The sequence below is a fragment of the Flavobacterium sp. ACAM 123 genome (assembly GCF_000264055.1).
GTDB lineage: Bacteria > Bacteroidota > Bacteroidia > Flavobacteriales > Flavobacteriaceae > Flavobacterium.
Window position 1 is genome coordinate 1 of record NZ_AJXL01000046.1, and the last position, 17,590, is coordinate 17,590.

The following is a 17,590-nucleotide window of genomic DNA, read 5'->3' on the forward strand; positions in this document are numbered from 1 at the left end:
TTGGATATGCTGCATCTGAAAGACAATAATATTTAACTGCAATATCATTATAACTTTGAGGAGTAAAAGACATCGAAATAATTTTCATTGTATAACCTCTTAATAAAAACCTAAAATCTCTTATTAAGTCACTTATTTTGTTAAATCTATCTTTGTTGTTTTTAAATAAATAACCAACATTTTCGACTGTATTTGGTAATAAGTAGCTGGCTGTTCCTTCTTCAATAAACGAAAAATTTAAACAATTTTTATTTGTAATTAAAATTCGCTGGTGCATGTGCATTAAATCAATATAGGCGACAAAATTCTCATTTTTTTCTAAAAATGAATTTATGTATTTATCTGATTCTTTAGGGGTATTCCAATATCTAATTTTTTCGATTAAACTTCTATTTATACTGTCAAATGATTTCTTTACATACGGCAAATTTATGATTGGGTCGTATCCTGATGTTAAGATAAGTATTTCATCATCTTTCAAATTATTTGTTTTAATAACTGCAATAGCCATTAAAAAAGTTATTGGAGAATGAATAGTGAAAATATGTTTCATTTTAACGTAAATTATTTCGTTTGCTCACTAATAGCTCTGCGATTTTCCAATCTATCATATCATCGATATCATGAGAGCTTAAGTCGTCCATAACATACTTTTTGTTATGTTTAAATTCTGTCATAGACTTTTGTTTTAGAGCTTCAACGTTTATAACATATATTGCACCATTTAATTCATAAACTTTTGGACAATCTTGTCTTGTAATAAAATTGCCTTCTTTAGAATTAACTAGCCATCCTTGTTCATTTTCTTCTCTGAGAACATAATAGGGATTTGATTTTGTCTCTTTAACCGATACTACCATATCACAAGATGCATCATAAAGTTCTAGAGCTTCTACTATTTGATCAGATGTTCTAAAAGGAGAAGTTGCTTGTAAGAGAACTAAAACATCTGGATAGTACCCTTGATTTTCATAGTGAACAAGAGCATGTAATAATACTTCATACGTTCCTGATTTATCGGTTGAAAGTTCTTTTGGACGCATGAAAGGCACTTGTAAGCCACAACGTTCTGCTACTTGTTTGATTTCAATATCATCAGTCGAAACGCAAATAGTATCCATTGGAAAAACAGTAGTTGCGGCTTCGATTGTGTATTGGATTAATGGTTTGCCGTTCAGTAATTTTATATTTTTCCCTGGAACTCCTTTCGATCCTCCTCTTGCGGGTATTATTACTAATGGTCTCAAAATTTTATATGTTTAATATCTTCTTGTGCTTTCTTAAAATCATCGTGTTTGCCGATATCCAACCAATATCCTACTAAAGGGTAGGAGATAACTTTTAAATTTTCAGCAATTAATTTTTCTATCAAGTCCGTTGCATTAAAAAAACTGTTTTTGGGAAGGTATTGTAAGGCTGTTTTTTTTATTAAATAGATTCCACCATTAGAATAGTAAGTGTAAGAAGGCTTTTCTTTAAAGCTTTTAATATCTCCAGCCTGAGTTTCCAGTACGGCATAAGGAATATCAACTTGATAAGGAATTGTAACTACTGAAATATCAGCGTCTTTCTCTATAAAATCGATAAACAAATCTTCATAATCTAAATTGGTAAGCAAATCAGAATTGGTAACTAATATATAATCTTGTGTAAAATTGTCTATTTTTGAAACGGCACCTATTGTTCCTAAAGCTTCGTTTTCCCAAATATAATTAATTGCAATATTTTTATTTGATCCATCACCAAAATAGGTTTCTATCTGTTCTCCTAAATATTTAACAGAAACCCAAAAATCATCAATACCATACAAAGCCAATCGGTCTACGTTGTACTCCATTATTGCTTTACCGCCGACTTTTAGTAGTGGTTTCGGGATTGTGTCGGTAAGTGGTTGCAGACGTTGTCCTCTTCCACCGGCCATTATAACAACATCTATAGGTAAATACGATTTTGTTTCTCTAAAGTTGATTACATTGACTATTTTGTCATCATTATCAATGATAGGTAAAATCCTGAAATTTCCTTCTCTATAAGCTATAATTTTTTGAATGTCTTTGTCTCCTTTTCTTATAATTTTAGGTTGTGTGTGTATAACATCATTTACAACTTTATCTATAGTCGCTCCATTAATGAATGCTCGTCTAAAATCACCATCTGTAAGAGAGCCTATTAACTTATCACTATCATCAACTACGAATAAAATCGCATCTTTAGCAAGGAGATCTAATTTAATTAAGGCTTGCTTTATTGTTGAACTAGAACAGATAAGATGGTCTCTAAAATTTCTCATGTTCATTTTTTAGAATTTGTGTTATTTTTTTGGCTGTTTCACCATCGCCATAAATACTTGGAAATGTGATTTTATCAAATTTCTCTATATCCTTTACAGCTTTTAGGATAGCAGATTTTGCTACTGGTACAGAAATAATATTTTGAGTTTGAATACGTCCCTTTTGTCGGTCACCTATATTAATCACCCATTTTGGAAAAAAAGCTGCTTCAACAAATCCACTAGAGGTATTCCCTAACATAAATTGGCAATGTTTCATACAAGATAGGTAGCCAAGCATTCCAAAAGACTCTACTATGATTAACTTAGGATTATGTATACCATAATCTAGAATTATTTCTCTTAGCTGATCGCCAATCGTATCAGCATTAGGTAGTGTAATAATAACTTGATAGTCATTCATTAAATATGAAAACGATGCTAATAATTCTTGTACATAATTGATGTTTTGTTCCAAGTTAACTGTCTCAGGATGATAAGTCGTTAAAATGGTTGGAAGTGATAAATTGATATTAAATTTAGATTTAAAGTCTTCTATACTCAAATACTCTATATTTTTTAAATTCTCAACACTTAAAGCACCAACATTAAAAGTTTGTGCGTCAGGGTTTACTTGAATAGCTTTTCCTTTATAAACATCGGTAGAAACAAATAAAAGTTGTGACATTAACGAAATAGAATGCCTGTAAACATTATCTATTGCTCCTAAGGTTATTTCACCTGCATGAATGTGTGCTATCCTGTAAACAAATGGAGTTGTTGCTGTAACCGCAGCAAACATCTCATATCGGTCACCAAGAGCTAAAATATAATCATATTGATTTTTTGACCAGAAATCCGCAAAAACAGAAATAGTTTCACCGATATTGTTCGAAATTGCCAGTTGATCTTGGTTTGACACCGGTGTATGTATTTGACGAATTATCTTAAAATTGTAACTTATGATTTCATCAATTGTATAGCCGTGATTTTTTGACAAATGCGTCCCAAAAGCTATAATTTCTAATTGAAAAAAAGGATTTGATTCTAATTGATGTAAGAGTGGTAAATAAATACCAAAATCAGCGCGCGAACTTGTTAATACAGCAACTTTCATAATTCTATTAATTCATCATCTTCAAAATCTCTGATGGCGACTGTTCCTAAAACTTCCTCCCAACGCATAGCAGAAATTCCATTTCCAGGTCTTTTAGTGGTGATATTATTAGTTGTATAAACAGCACCTTTTTTTATATCTGTTTTAGCAAAAATGCTTTTACGAGCTATAGCTATATTTTTCATCTCACTCGCACTTGGTTCTTTGATTCCGTTTCCTGAAAGTGCCTCTTCAATATTTCTAATGGCCTTACACATGGCGGTTAGTTCATCAGGTTCTAATGAGGCAGCGTGATCCGGACCAGGCAAGTTTTTGTCTAAAGTAAAATGTTTTTCTATCACAGAAGCTCCTAATGCTACAGCTGCAATGGGCACTTCTATTCCTAATGTATGGTCTGAATATCCAATCTTAACGCCAAATTCTTTCCCAATACTCAACATCGCTTTCAGATTTACATCCTTCATTGGAGTAGGATATTCAGTATTACAATGCAGAATGGTAATTTTTTCCCTTGCAATTCCTGAATCTAAAAAGATATTTAACGCGTCTCTAATTTCAGTCATCAGTGACATTCCAGTCGATATAATAACTTCTTCAAATAATAACGCTGCTTTCTTTAAATAGGGAAGGTTCGTAATTTCTCCACTTGGAATCTTAACTAGTTTCAAGCCTAATGCTGCTAGATAATCTAGAGAGTCTAGATCAAATGCAGTTGAAAAAAATTTAATTTTTTTCTCCTTACAATACGCTATTATTTGTTCGTGTTGGCTATGCGAAAGCTCTAATTGTTTCAACATTTCCAATTGACTATTGTTTTCGTTTTTGGTGTTTTGAATTTGGTACGTTGCCTTTTTAGCCGATTTCGACACTAAATTCTCAGCCTTAAAAGTCTGAAATTTGACATAATCAACTCCAGCAATTACTGCCGCATCAATAAGTTGGAATGCTTTATTAATATCACCGTTGTGATTAACGCCTGCTTCGGCAATGACAATTACTTTGTTATTCATATTATTCTCGCTGGGTTGCCAACAACTTTTAAATTATCCGCTATATCATTTATAATTACAGAGCCAGCGCCAATAATCACGTTTTTACCAATCGTTATGCCTTGTTTTATTACTGCATTAGCACCAATAAAAGTATTTTCTCCTACAGAAACATTTCCACACAATACGACACCAGGAGCTATATGAACTGCGTCTGCTATAGAGCATCCGTGCTCGATAATGGAAGCTGTATTGATAATGCAAAAATCACCGATCGTGACTAAGGGATTAATAGATACATTTTTAGAGATAAAATTTCCAGTTCCAATGGTTATTAATTTGGTGATGGATGCAGAAGGATGCACCACATTTAGTAAACTACAATCTTTAATTTGGATTAATTTTCCAATTTTACTCCTAGTATAGTTATCGCCAATTCCAAGTATGAATTTATTATCCGAATTAAATCCATTAAAATTAGGATCTGTTTCTATACCCAAGTATACTAAATTAAAAGGATTCATTTCTACTGGGTTTGGTTCTAAATAACCATCTATATTTTCTCCTGAAAGCAAATATGCTTCAGAAACTACTAAGCCATGCTCAGAATATCCCGCTAAAATTGTTTTTGATTTATGCACTTTTTAACTACTAAAATTTTGTTACTTTAATTACACTTCTAAAGCTTATTATCAGCATCTTCCAAAATCCCCTTCACATCATAAACCACCGAATTTTCTTTTTTAAGAGCAACTAAGTCTAAAGCCAAAAATTCTTTGTGTGCTACTCCTAAAACTACTGCATCAAATTTGGTTGTTGGTTGCACTTCGACAAGCTCAGTGTGACATTTGATGGTGGTTAGATTGTACTCATGCTGTACTTCTGTAGGATTAGCCCAAGGATCATAAATCGTGATGTTGACATTGTAGTCTTTTAGCGCACTGATGACATCTACAATTTTCGTATTTCGAACGTCTGGACAGTTTTCTTTGAAAGTAATACCAAGCATTAAAATCTCGGCACCATTTATTTTGATGTCTTTGCGAATCATTGTTTTGATGATTTGTGTAGCCACATAATCACCCATAGAGTCATTGAGGCGTCTTCCAGCCAAAATAATTTCTGGATGATAGCCTACTTCTTGTGCTTTTTGTGCCAAATAATACGGATCTACCCCAATACAATGACCACCAACCAAACCCGGTTTAAAGGGAAGGAAATTCCATTTGGTTCCAGCAGCTTCTAAAACCGCATGCGTATCGATGTTTAGTAAATTGAATATTTTAGCTAGCTCATTAACGAAAGCGATGTTGATATCACGTTGCGAATTTTCAATGACTTTGGCGGCTTCGGCCACTTTTATCGTTGGAGCAAGATGTGTCCCGGCAGTAATAACTGATTTGTACAACTCATTTACTATTATCCCAATTTCTGGAGTAGAACCCGATGTTACTTTTAATATTTTTTCAACAGTATGTTCTTTATCACCAGGATTGATGCGCTCTGGGGAATAACCTGCAAAGAAATCTACATTGAATTTTAAACCGGAAGCCAACTCTAGAACGGGAATACATTCTTCCTCGGTAGCGCCGGGATATACCGTAGATTCGTAGATGACGATGTCACCTTTTTTTAGCACCTTAGCTACTGTTTCACTGGCCTTGTACAGTGGTGTTAAATCAGGGCGGTTGTTCTTGTCAACTGGTGTAGGGACAGTGATAATGTAATAGTTACAGTCCGTTATTTCCTTTATCTTACTGGAGCAGAGTAATCCTTTATTATCAGTGGTAAACTCAGTTACTAAGACGCCTTGCAATACTGAGTCACTTATTTCTAACGTTTTATCACTTCCTGAATTTAGTTCGGATATTCTTTCCTCATTGATGTCAAATCCTACTACTTGATACTTTGTGGCAAAAAGGCGGGCCAAAGGCAAGCCAACATATCCCAAACCAACTACTGCAATTTTTATACTCATTATTTTTTTATTAGGAACCAATTGCTTGATAAACAAATCCAATTTTTTCCATTACTTTCTTATCCAACACATTTCTTCCATCAAACACAAAAGCAGGCTTTTGCATTTGATCGTATATTTTTTGCCAATCGTAGCTTGTGAATTCACTCCATTCTGTTAAAATCACTATTGCATGTGAATCTTGACACACGTCGTATGGATTATCTAGGATAGTCAATCCATTTTTGTTTTCTAACTCAGATCGACTATTTAAATAATTCACATCAGAATGGATTTGTGTTTGCGTAACTTTTGGATCATATACAGTGATGATTGCTTGCTCGTCTAATAAATCATCGGCTACATATATTGCTGGTGATTCTCTGGTGTCATTGGTATCTTTTTTAAAAGCCCAACCCAAAAAAGCTATTTTTTTACCAGAAACGGTATTGTATAATGTTTTGACAATGGTTTTGGCAAAACGACTCTTTTGATGATCATTCATTACTATAACCTGTTCCCAATAATCAGCTACTTCATTCAATCCATAAGATTTAGCAATGTAAACCAGGTTCAATATGTCTTTTTTAAAGCAGGAACCTCCAAAACCCACAGAGGCTTTAAGAAATTTGGAACCAATGCGACTATCCATCCCTATTGCTTTGGCTACTTCATTTACATCTGCACCCGTTTTTTCGCATAATTCTGACATAGCGTTTATGGAAGATACTCTTTGTGCTAAAAAGGCATTAGCTGTCAATTTTGATAATTCTGATGACCAAATATTTGTTGTCAGAATTCGGTCCTTTAACACCCAATTAGAATAAATAGCAACTAATTTTTTAATGGCTTCTTGGCCCTCCATACTTGTATCTCCCCCTATTAGTACACGATCAGGATTTAATAAGTCTGCTACAGCGGTGCCTTCTGCTAGGAATTCTGGATTTGAAAGTATTTGGAATTTAACTCCATTTCCCGTGTTTTCTAGAATGTTTTTAATAGCACTAGCAGTTCGAACGGGTAAGGTCGATTTTTCAACCACTATCTTATCTGACGTAGAAATTTTAGCTATTTGTCTGGCACACAATTCAATGTATTTTAAGTCGGCTGCCATGCCTTTACCAACACCATACGTTTTAGTAGGCGTATTCACTGAAATGAAAATCATATCTGCGGCATCGATTGCCCTTTCTATATCAGTCGAAAAAAATAGATTTCTTCCTCTTGCTTCTGCAACTATGGCGCTTAAACCTGGCTCATAAATGGGAATATTATTTACATCAGCATCATTCCATTCTGCGATTCTTTTTTGATTTAAATCAACTACAGTTACCTTGATATGAGGACATTTTTGAGCAATAATAGCCATTGTGGGTCCACCTACGTAACCTGCTCCGATACAGCAAATATTTTTAATCACTTTCAATTATTTTTTTAAATTTTCCCAATACCAGGAAGTAGCTTGCTGCAATCCTTGTTGCATTGAAAATGCTGGATTGTATTGTAATAACTGTTTTGCTTTTTTGATACTCGCTAAGGAATGTGGAATATCACCGGCGCGGTTAGGTCCGTAAATTGTTTCTACCGTTGCTATTAGAGGATCAAACTCTGCTAAACATTTTTTAAGGTTTTCAATTAAATCATTTAGGGTGGTGCGATCTCCAAAGGCCGTATTATAGACGGTATTGATCGCTGCGGGGTTTTCCGTTAACATTGCTAATTCATTCATTTGAATCACATTGTCTATATAAGTAAAATCTCTAGAAAAGTTACCGTCCCCATTTACGATAGGGCTTTCGTGGTTCATTAACTTTTTCACGAATAATGGAATCACAGCTGCATATGCGCCATTGGGATCTTGTCTTCTTCCAAATACATTAAAATAACGGAGACCAATTGTTTCTAAACCGTAGGAGTTGCTAAATATTTCAGCGTATAATTCGTTCACATACTTCGTGATGGCATAGGGTGATAGCGGTTTTCCTATTACTTCTTCCACTTTTGGGAGTGCTTCTGAATCGCCATAGGTGGAGGAACTTGCCGCATAGACAAATCGTTTTACTTTGGCATCTCTAGCGGCAACTAGCATATTTAAAAATCCAGAAACATTTATATCGTTAGTTGTGATCGGGTCGTTAATCGATCGCGGTACAGAACCTAAAGCGGCCTGATGTAAAATATAGTCAATACCTTTCGCGGCCTTTTGGCAATCTTCTAAATTACGAATGTCACCGTCTATTAGTTCAAAGTTTGGATTATCTAAAAACGAACTGATGTTATAACGGTGTCCTGTAGCGAAGTTATCTAAGCAGGTGACTTGATATCCTCTATTCAAGAAGTGTTCACATAAGTTGGATCCTATAAATCCAGCACCTCCAGTTATTAAAATTGAATTCTTCAAAATTTTTTACTATTTTTTATTTTACTTTGGCTAACTCAATGTTCATTACTTCCTTACGCAATACACTGCTAGAAAAACGATGGTCTCTGTGATTGAAATACAATTCTATTCCTTTTTCTTCACAATAGGATCGTCCTGTAAAGTTGTGATCACGGTATTCATCGCCTACTATTCGAACATCGATATGAAAGGACTTTAGGATATCTTCAAGATCTTGTTCTGTGGCATAGGGGACTATTTCATCGACGAATTTGCATCCTTTGAGTTGTATATAGCGCTCTACGACCGTTTGAGTGGGTTTGTTTTTTTCGGGTCTATCTATTGTGGGATCTGTTTGTAATCCACAAATTAAATAGTCACAGTGTCTCTTGGCTTCTTCTAGCATTTTGATGTGACCTGCATGTAGTAAATCGAATGCACTAAAAGTTATTCCTATTTTCATAATTTTTCCACGGCTTCGCCCCATGAGTCACATATTGTCTCATTTTGGGGATTTTGTAAATGGTATTTTTTAATATTCAAAAGTCACATAAAATCCGAGTTGGATTAAAGCAACGGTAATTTGTTTTTTATTCACTTTTATAATTCTTCCTTCTTGCTCTTTAAAAGGGCCTGATGGAATAAGTAATCGTTGTCCTGTCATTAAATTCTCGACGCTGATATCTAAATAGGGCATCGATAGTGACTCTTTTAGGTCATTGATTTCTCGATCTGGCACTTCCGCAGGCTTTCCTAACCAAAATAAGTACCGTACTACGCCAGGTATATCAAAAACTTTTGATCGCTCTTGATTTTCTAATCTTACAAATACGTACGACTTTAAAAGTGGCACTTTTATGGTCTTTTTGCGATCTGACCACTGCCTTGTTTCTTCCTTGTAAGGACAATAGGATTCAAAGCCTATCTTTTCTAATCTTTCGGCCGCTTTTAACTCTTGTTGCGGTTTTGTATACAAAACGAACCATATTTTATTGTCTATTTTCATCTAATAAAATTTTTTGCATGCAATTTTATTTTAAAGACTATTCGGTTTCTATATTAGGTACCATTTAGTAAGCTATTTAGATAATCTTGGTCTGCTTTAATTTCTTCTATTAAAAAAGTTTTAGTTTGTATTATCCGTTGGAGTAACAAAACCATTTCTTCCTTGATCTTGGTAATAACTCGTTTTTCTTCGTTGGTAATTGCGTTTGCTAATTCCTTCTCAAATAATAGCAATAGTGTGTAATCTGAAACTACTTGTTGATGAGCAGCAAAATGATCCTTTGATAAAATATTCACACCGTTCATTTGTAGTATTTTTAGATTCGACCTATCGACGGAGCAAAAATGGGTATTGTTTGCGTGACTAAAGGAATCAATGTAATAAATGGAATCAAAAAAGGAATAGCTGTAAATGCTGCTTAACTGTAGTAATAAAGTATAGTCCCCAGCAGTGTTACTTATTACTTTTAGATTCGGTTTTGTTTCTGTTGATTCAGTTTTAGTAGTAGAGTGATTTTCAAAAATGGCAAAATGGGGTATGAGTTAAACATAAAGAATTAGAACTTTGATTTTTTGATAGGCTGGTGTGTTCTTTTTTTAACCACATAGAATCATAGACTTTTTTATGTGGAAAGGCGCTTCGCTTTTTTTAGTTAGTTTTTAGTGTTGCGCGCTTGAGTTTTGGTCTGTTTTTCTTTTTTTAAACACAGAGAATCACAGAATTTTGTAACGTTGAAAGTCGCTGTGATTTTTTTAGTAGTTTATAGTTTTGAGTGCTTGGTAGGCTGTTGAGTTCTTGTTTTTCTTTTTTTTAACCACATAGAATCATAGCATTTTTTTATGTGGAAAGGCGCTTCGCTTTTTTTAGTCTTTTATAGTTTTGCGTGCTTGAATGGTGGTGTGTTCTTGTTTTTTTTATTATAAATAGAATCATAGCATCTTTTTATGTGGAATGGCGCTTTGCTTTTTTTAGCAGTTTTTAGCTTTGCGCTACAGAGTGGTGTTCTGTTGTTCTTTTTTTTAACCACATAGAATCATAGCATCTTTTTATGTGGAAAGGCGCTTTGCTTCTTTTAGTCAGTTTTTAGCTTTGCGCTATAGAGTGGTGTTCTGTTGTTCTTTTTTTAAACACATAGAATCATTGCATTTTTTTGTGTGGAAAGGCGCTTCGCTTTTTTTATCGGTTTTTGGCTTTGCACGCTTGAGTGGTGGTCTGTTGTTGCTTTTTTAAATACCATAGAATCATAGCCTTTTTTTGTGTGGAAAGGCGCTGTGCTTTTTTTTATCGGTTTTTAGCTTTGCGTGCTTGAATGTTGGTCTGTTTTTCTTTTTTTTAAACAAATAGTAATCATACCATTTTTTTATGTTGAAAAGCGCTTCGCTTTTTTTTAGTAGTTTTTAGTGTTGCACGCTTGAGTGGTGGTCTGTTGTTGTTTTTTTAAATACCATAGAATTATAGCATTTTTTTGTATTGAAAGGCGCTGTGCTTTTTTTAGTCTTTTATAGTTTTGAGTTCTTGCTAGGCTGTTGAGTTCTTGTATTCCTTTTTTTTACCACATAGAATCATAGTATTTTTTTTTGTTGGAAAGGCGCTGTGCTTTTTTTAGTTCTTTTATAGTTTTGAGTTCTTGCTAGGCTGTTGAGTTCTTGTATTCCTTTTTTTTACCACATAGAATCATAGCATTTTTTATGTGGAAAGGCGCTTCGCTTTTTTTAGTAGTTTCAATTTAAGGATCACCCAGTTTTGATGATTAGAGGTATATAATGTCCACTCAATCCGTACTCAAAGTTGGTGATCATACAATAAGGTCCAATTTGTACTATTTTGAATTGTTTCTTGAAGGCTGTCACTGTCTTTGTAAAGGGCTGGTAGCGATTTTTCAACTGGATACATTTAAGGATTAGTTGTTAGTAAGTGTTTTATCTTGCTATTTCAACTATTCATTCGTTTATTTTTGATAAGATTTTTCTTTCTGGGTGTAATGTAAATTATAGGTCAATTAGTTTAACCGAAAAGCTATAAATAGGCCTGAAGGAATTAAAAAATCTACATTTGAAAAGTATTAATCAAATGTTAATTTTTAACACTTTTAAGATTTTCTACTGCGTTAGGAGTCTAAATTCTGGAGGGCTATTTTTAAATATGTCTTGTAATATTATAAATATAAAACGTATACTAATTATTAAAATAGTTTTTGTTCATCATGATAGATTTCTAAAATAAATACACGAACAGTACAATCAATTTAGTAATTAACCTTACTCCTTATTGTTGATGTTGTCTTCTAGAAAGAATACTTTGTAACGATATAATTAATTATTCAATCATAAATTATGTTAAACCTACTTTATTTTAAGATCGAACTGGATCTTAAAGAGCAAATAGAATGCTTTGTTGACGGCTCTTCTATTAAAAAAGTAAATTTTCAAACTACCGATGATTTAGACGAGTTAAAAGATTTCTATTCTAACAGTAATTTTGATATTATTGTCATAGACCCTAGTCAAGATAAAGATGAAATCATCGCTTTGGTAAAAAATACAGCGGTGACTCTTTCTAAGTTGATCATTTTATCTTCTGTTAAAGATGATGCTTTTGACTTTGTGAATTTTAACATTTTCGGTTTCTTGTCCTATCCTGTGTGCACGGTAGAAGTGCTAACCATACTTAATAGGTGCTTTAGTAAAATTTCCTTAGAGAACGAAGCGCATCAGCTAAAATTTGCTAAGGAGAATTTTCAAAAATTTATTTCCATAAATTCAGTTAGTAAAATTGAACTTATTAAAATTACTGATATCAGTTATTTTGAAGCAGATGGCCGCTACACTATTTTACACTTAACAAATGGTGTTAGCAAAATGGCTAGCAAAAATTTAGGAGAATTTCAAAAGCTACTAAATCCAGATATTTTTTGTCGGATTCATCATAAATTCATCATCAATATGAATAATTTACTCAACATTATAAAATCGGATGGTTACTATTGCGAAATGACAAATAGCAAAAATGTTCCGGTTTCTAAGCGGAAACTGGAGAATTTAAATTTGATTTTAAATATGGGAAAAGCTATTGTATGAAAGTAGTTTGGATTTGCTTTCTTGTTTTCGTAATGACGTAATTTAAAGTAGTATAAAGCTAAGCTTCTTCTTATATTTTTATACTACTTTTTAGTGTTAGAATGGTATTAGTACCATTTATGCTGTATTAAAGTTCACTTATTACTATTAAAAATAAAGTTTACATGAGGGGTAAGTACATTTGGACTGTAAATTAAATAACAATGGGCGATACAACAAATTTTTTCTTTTTTAACTTTCATTCTTTTCAGATGACAGTTGGTATTTGTTTTTTTTTATTTTTGCTTGGACGATCAGTTATCTTAGTTTTCCTGTAATCATTAATATTTCTAATGAGAAAGGATTATTAGCAACACCGTCTGAAAGAAGTTCTCATATTATAAAGATTCCAAATTTAGGAGGTGTCGGAATTTTTATGGGGTTTGTGTTAACTTTTACAATCTTCGGGTCCTTATTTAATATCGCTGCTTATTATCATTTACTTGGGGCGGTTTTAGTTCTTTTCTTTTTGGGGTTAAAGGATGACATTTTAGTTTTGTCTGCAAAATCAAAATTTATAGTACAGCTTATTGTCAGCTTATTATTAGTTTTAAGTTCTAATTTGACTATTAGTAGCCTTTATGGTGTATTTGGTATTTATGAGATTGGTTCACTTTCTGCTATTGCTATTACCACTTTTGTTTTTGTGCTGATTATTAATTCTTATAATTTGATAGATGGAATTGATGGTTTAGCAGGAACAATTGCCCTTTGCTTTTTGACTGTTAGTAGCGTATTGTTTTACAATTCAAATTCCATTACACTCTGCGTAATTTCTATAATCTTAATGGGATCAGTCATGGCTTTTTTACAATATAACTTTTCGATAAAGAAAAAGATCTTTATGGGTGATACGGGTTCTATGATTGTTGGTTTTTTAATTTCCTTTTTATTAGTTAATATTTTAAATTTAAAAGAACTAAATCTAGTTTTCTTTTCCTACCAAACAAATCCAGTATTATTGATCGCATTACTTTTTTATCCGCTATTAGATACTGCACGAATATTTTTTGTACGGCTAATCATTCTTAAAAAAAGTCCTTTTTCTGCTGATAAAAATCATATCCATCACAAACTATTAAGTTTAGGTTTTAAACATTATCAAATTTCCTTATTTGTCGGAGTAGCCACTTTAATCTTAGCTTTTCTTAGTTTATTGATAGTTAATGAGACAATATATTTTCAACTTTTTAGTATCATTTTTATCGGGATCTTATTATTTTTCACACCAGTTATATTGCATAAAATGAAGTCATTCAAATTTAATTTTTTAAAAGATGGTATTTTACTATTTTTAATACTACTATCTATGGGTGTTATGCAGTCTTGTGCCTCAAAGAAAGATGTACTTTATTTTCAGGATGGAACTGATGCTAATATTATTAATACTAGGATAGGGGATCAAAAAATTGAATCTAATGATATTCTAGCTGTTAAAATTTACTCTATAGATCCAGAAGTTTCTAAAATCTATAATATTGATTTACTTGAAGGTTCTGTCGGTGTATCAAATTTAGAAACAATGAAATTAAAGGGCTATTTAGTCAGTGACGAGGGAAGTATAATTATGCCTGTATTGGGTAAAGTGGTTGTAAACGATAAGACTACTGCAATGTTAGAGGCATTTCTCAAGGAGAAATTGATAGTTGAAGGTCATCTTAAAGAGCCTATTGTTAGCGTTCGAATTTTAAATTCGAAAATCACGATTTTAGGAGAGGTTAGATCGCCAGGAACTTTTACTTTCGTAGAGAAAAATTTAACATTGCTTCAAGCACTTGGGCTAGCGGGTGATTTGACTATAAGTGGGAAGCGTCAGGATGTTTTATTAATTCGGAATGAAAATAATAGAAAAACCATTTATCATCTAGATCTAACATCAAGAGATTGGATGAGTACTGATTTATATTATATCAAGCAGAACGATGTTATAGTCGTAAATCCAAACAATGCTAAAATAAAGTCTTCAGGAATTATAGGAAATCCAGGAACTTTAATCGCAATCATTTCCTTTTTACTCACCGGGTTTTTACTAATAAAAAATTAATACGCCTTGAATACAATTTTTGAAGAACAATTAGATCTTAAAAAAGAGCTTTTTAAATACTTGTCATATTGGAAATACTTCGTAGTTTGTGCTGCCGTTTCACTGTTTACAGCATACACTTATTTACGTTACATCAATCCTGTTTATTCTGTCGAATCTAAAGTCAAAATTCTTGATGAAAATAATAGAGGATTAAGACTTCCCTCAGAGTTGCTAGGTTTAATGGCCAGTAAAACAGGTATAAATTTAGAAAATGAAGTTGAGACAATGAAATCTCGAAGATTGTTAGGTCCGGTTGTTTCAAAGTTAAATCTTACGACGCAGTTGTACTCTAAAGGAAAGTTTAGAGACACAGACTTGTGGAATGTGCCAATAAAAATAAATAGCAATTTTAAGTAATGACGTTTCTTTTGCGCCTATTAATTTTTATATTAAAATTAAAAAAGATGGGTACTATATAAGGCAGGAAAATGGGAGGGAATTTTCTATCTCTGGTCGCTATGCTAAAGTAAAAATTAATAATATAGAGTTAATTATAGCACCAAATACCATTAGTTTAAAAAAATCAGAAAGGGAAGAGATACATGTTAAAATAATCCCTTTTAGATCAGCCTTGGAATCCTTATTGAGTAAGGTTAGTGTTAACAATATTGGAAACTCAAGTGATATTTTATCGCTCAAAATTCTAGATGTAAATACAGATCGAGGCATTGCTATTATTAATACTATTGGCGAGGTATTCAATGAAGATGGAATAAACGATAGGCAGTTGGTTAATAAGAAGACTGTAGACTTTATTGATGAGCGTTTTGAAAAATTAACGTTTGAATTAGACAGTATTGAAAATACCAAAAGAGATTTTAAAAAATCTAACGATATTAGTTTTATTGAAGCAGATGTTATCGTTGATGTTAACAAAAAGGCAAGTTCGGACGTAGCTTTATTTCGAATTGAAACTCAATTACAACTAGCTAAGTTATTGAAAGGAGCTATAACTAGCTCTAAGTTTACAATTTTGCCGGCTAATATTGGACTTGATAATGATATAATTAATAATCTAGTAACTGAATATAACACTTTGCTTTTGCAAAGAGAAAGACTGGTGAAAACAGCTGGTAAAGAAAATCCGGTTTTACTAGGATTGAATGATCAAATTAGTAGTATTAATAATAATATTGATGAATCTATTTTTATTTATGATAAGCAGTTGAAAATAAGTTTATCGCAGCAAAAATCTGATTATTCACAATCATCGGATGCGGTTCGACAAATTCCTACGAACGAGAAAATACTAAGAAGTATAGAACGAGAGCAACAAATAAAGGAAAATTTATATTTATTATTGCTTCAAAAAAGAGAAGAATCTGCCATTGCTTATGCGGTAACCGCACCTTCGATCAAAATTATAGAGTATGCTAATGCAAGTGGTTCGCCTGTGGCTCCAAAAAGAAAAATAATATTTCTAGTTGCCTTGGTTTTGGGTTTAGGAATTCCGTTTGGTATTATTTTTATTTATAGTTTACTTGATAGCAAAGTCAAGGATGCAAATGATCTTGCGTTTCGAAAGTCGCAAATTCCAGTAATCGCTGAAATTCCTTTCTTTAAAGACTTTAAATTATTTAAAGATAGGAATGACCGATCTGTTCATGCTGAAAGTTTTAGGATTTTATCTTCAAATACGAATTTTTCCTTACCAATAAAGGAGGATAATGTAGGTCAGGTAATTTTAGTAACGTCTTCCATTATGAGTGAAGGTAAAACATTTATAGCAACCAACTTAAGTCTTGCCTTTGCTAGTTATAATAAAAAAGTGTTATTAGTGGGGGCAGATATGCGCAAGCCTAAGCTCCATGTGGCTCTAGAAATGGAGAAAATGGAGCAAGGTTTATCTACCTATTTACATGAAAAGAACATTAGTTGGAAAGAGGTAGTGATGAAAAATAGTCTTTACAACGAAAACTTAGATGTTGTTTTTTCTGGAATGATTTCGCCAAATCCATCCAATCTTCTATCTAATGGCCGATTTGAAACTTTCATTGAGGAGGCCAAATTAGAGTATGATTACATCATAGTGGATAGTGCACCAACTATTTATGTGAATGACACTTTTTTAATTGCCAATACTGCCGACTTGACTTTGTATCTAACGCGACAAAATTACACCGAGAAACAGCTTATTGAATATACTGTGACTTTGAAGGACACGGATAAATTAAAGAATATAGCTTTTATTTTTAATGGTATTCAATCTAAGGCTGGTTATGGTTACAATTATAAATATTCTTATAATTATGGGTACGGGTATGGTTATGCTGAGGACAATGTGGGAGTTGATCGAAAAGGTTTAATAAAAAACCCGTTTCAATTTGTTTTATCTTATTTTCATAAAAAAAACGATTAGTAGGGTCAATTTTCCTATCATTATGCAGTTTACTATTCTATGGATCATAGTATATCTGACATAGTCAAATAAAGTTAGCATTAATGTATGGTTTTATTTGTTTAATAGCTATTAACTTGTTGTTGATGTACTATTTATTAAGTAAATTGGTTGAAAGGATAAAACTGCCATCGCAGTGGCATTCGTACTTTGTAATTAAACGATAGCATTCTTTTTCATTAAATTATTCTTGTTGTTAGTAATTAGTTATTCATTTTAAAAAAAAATGCAAAACACAGGTTATTGATTTGACTAAATGAACAAAAAATAGT

The 17,590-nt window shown here is 32.6% G+C and carries 16 protein-coding genes; 4 read left to right on the forward strand and 12 right to left on the reverse strand.

Translation table 11 applies throughout. From position 1 onward, the window contains the following. The 12 genes from A3SG_RS19635 to A3SG_RS0110030 form a co-directional block, all read right to left on the reverse strand. Nucleotides 1–553, reverse strand: a 553-nt coding sequence (locus A3SG_RS19635; protein ID WP_035663771.1) for a polysialyltransferase family glycosyltransferase, incomplete at its 3' end; no start/stop codon positions are given. A gap of 1 nt (nucleotide 554) precedes the next feature. Next, the gene (locus A3SG_RS0109980) at nucleotides 555–1,247 is read right to left on the reverse strand and encodes a cytidylyltransferase domain-containing protein (RefSeq protein ID WP_016989881.1); all 693 of its coding nucleotides are present in this window, start codon (nucleotides 1,245–1,247) and stop codon (nucleotides 555–557) included. Then, a complete protein-coding gene (locus tag A3SG_RS0109985; protein ID WP_029596725.1) occupies nucleotides 1,244–2,290 on the reverse strand; it encodes a nucleotidyltransferase family protein in 1,047 nt (348 codons plus the stop codon). Before A3SG_RS0109985 ends, A3SG_RS0109980 begins: the two co-directional genes overlap by 4 nt. Beyond that, nucleotides 2,277–3,386, reverse strand: a complete 1,110-nt coding sequence (gene neuC / locus A3SG_RS0109990; protein WP_016989883.1) for a UDP-N-acetylglucosamine 2-epimerase — start codon at nucleotides 3,384–3,386, stop codon at nucleotides 2,277–2,279. The genes A3SG_RS0109985 and neuC overlap by 14 nt, the downstream gene beginning before the upstream one ends. Next, a complete protein-coding gene (neuB, locus tag A3SG_RS0109995) occupies nucleotides 3,383–4,396 on the reverse strand; it encodes an N-acetylneuraminate synthase (RefSeq protein ID WP_016989884.1) in 1,014 nt (337 codons plus the stop codon). Before neuB ends, neuC begins: the two co-directional genes overlap by 4 nt. Next, complete coding sequence (locus tag A3SG_RS0110000; RefSeq protein WP_016989885.1) at nucleotides 4,393–5,016, reverse strand: acetyltransferase; 624 nt, start codon at nucleotides 5,014–5,016, stop codon at nucleotides 4,393–4,395. The genes neuB and A3SG_RS0110000 overlap by 4 nt, the downstream gene beginning before the upstream one ends. A gap of 38 nt (nucleotides 5,017–5,054) precedes the next feature. After that, the gene (locus tag A3SG_RS0110005) at nucleotides 5,055–6,353 is read right to left on the reverse strand and encodes a nucleotide sugar dehydrogenase (protein WP_016989886.1); all 1,299 of its coding nucleotides are present in this window, start codon (nucleotides 6,351–6,353) and stop codon (nucleotides 5,055–5,057) included. 10 nt (nucleotides 6,354–6,363) lie between these two features. Then, the gene (locus A3SG_RS0110010; RefSeq protein WP_016989887.1) at nucleotides 6,364–7,701 is read right to left on the reverse strand and encodes a nucleotide sugar dehydrogenase; all 1,338 of its coding nucleotides are present in this window, start codon (nucleotides 7,699–7,701) and stop codon (nucleotides 6,364–6,366) included. A 57-nt stretch (nucleotides 7,702–7,758) separates the two neighbouring features. After that, nucleotides 7,759–8,733, reverse strand: a complete 975-nt coding sequence (locus tag A3SG_RS0110015; RefSeq protein ID WP_016989888.1) for an SDR family oxidoreductase — start codon at nucleotides 8,731–8,733, stop codon at nucleotides 7,759–7,761. A gap of 16 nt (nucleotides 8,734–8,749) precedes the next feature. Next, a complete protein-coding gene (locus A3SG_RS0110020) occupies nucleotides 8,750–9,175 on the reverse strand; it encodes an adenylyltransferase/cytidyltransferase family protein (RefSeq protein WP_029596727.1) in 426 nt (141 codons plus the stop codon). 69 nt (nucleotides 9,176–9,244) lie between these two features. Then, complete coding sequence (locus tag A3SG_RS0110025) at nucleotides 9,245–9,718, reverse strand: UpxY family transcription antiterminator (RefSeq protein WP_016989890.1); 474 nt, start codon at nucleotides 9,716–9,718, stop codon at nucleotides 9,245–9,247. A 53-nt stretch (nucleotides 9,719–9,771) separates the two neighbouring features. Further along, complete coding sequence (locus tag A3SG_RS0110030) at nucleotides 9,772–10,023, reverse strand: hypothetical protein (protein WP_016989891.1); 252 nt, start codon at nucleotides 10,021–10,023, stop codon at nucleotides 9,772–9,774. A gap of 2,028 nt (nucleotides 10,024–12,051) precedes the next feature. On the opposite strand from A3SG_RS0110030, the gene A3SG_RS20795 reads away from it, so the two are divergent. From A3SG_RS20795 to A3SG_RS0110055, 4 genes are all read left to right on the forward strand, one after another. After that, nucleotides 12,052–12,795, forward strand: a complete 744-nt coding sequence (locus A3SG_RS20795; RefSeq protein ID WP_016989892.1) for a LytR/AlgR family response regulator transcription factor — start codon at nucleotides 12,052–12,054, stop codon at nucleotides 12,793–12,795. Between the two features lie 415 nt (nucleotides 12,796–13,210). Beyond that, on the forward strand, nucleotides 13,211–14,878 hold the full coding sequence (locus tag A3SG_RS20800; RefSeq protein WP_255347701.1) for a polysaccharide biosynthesis/export family protein: 1,668 nt from the start codon (nucleotides 13,211–13,213) through the stop codon (nucleotides 14,876–14,878). 6 nt (nucleotides 14,879–14,884) lie between these two features. Continuing rightward, nucleotides 14,885–15,277 carry a hypothetical protein gene (locus A3SG_RS0110050; protein WP_016989894.1) on the forward strand — a complete coding sequence of 131 codons (393 nt, stop codon included), beginning with the start codon at nucleotides 14,885–14,887 and terminating at the stop codon, nucleotides 15,275–15,277. 226 nt (nucleotides 15,278–15,503) lie between these two features. Next, the gene (locus tag A3SG_RS0110055; protein WP_016989895.1) at nucleotides 15,504–17,279 is read left to right on the forward strand and encodes a GumC family protein; all 1,776 of its coding nucleotides are present in this window, start codon (nucleotides 15,504–15,506) and stop codon (nucleotides 17,277–17,279) included. Nucleotides 17,280–17,590 lie beyond the last annotated feature (311 nt).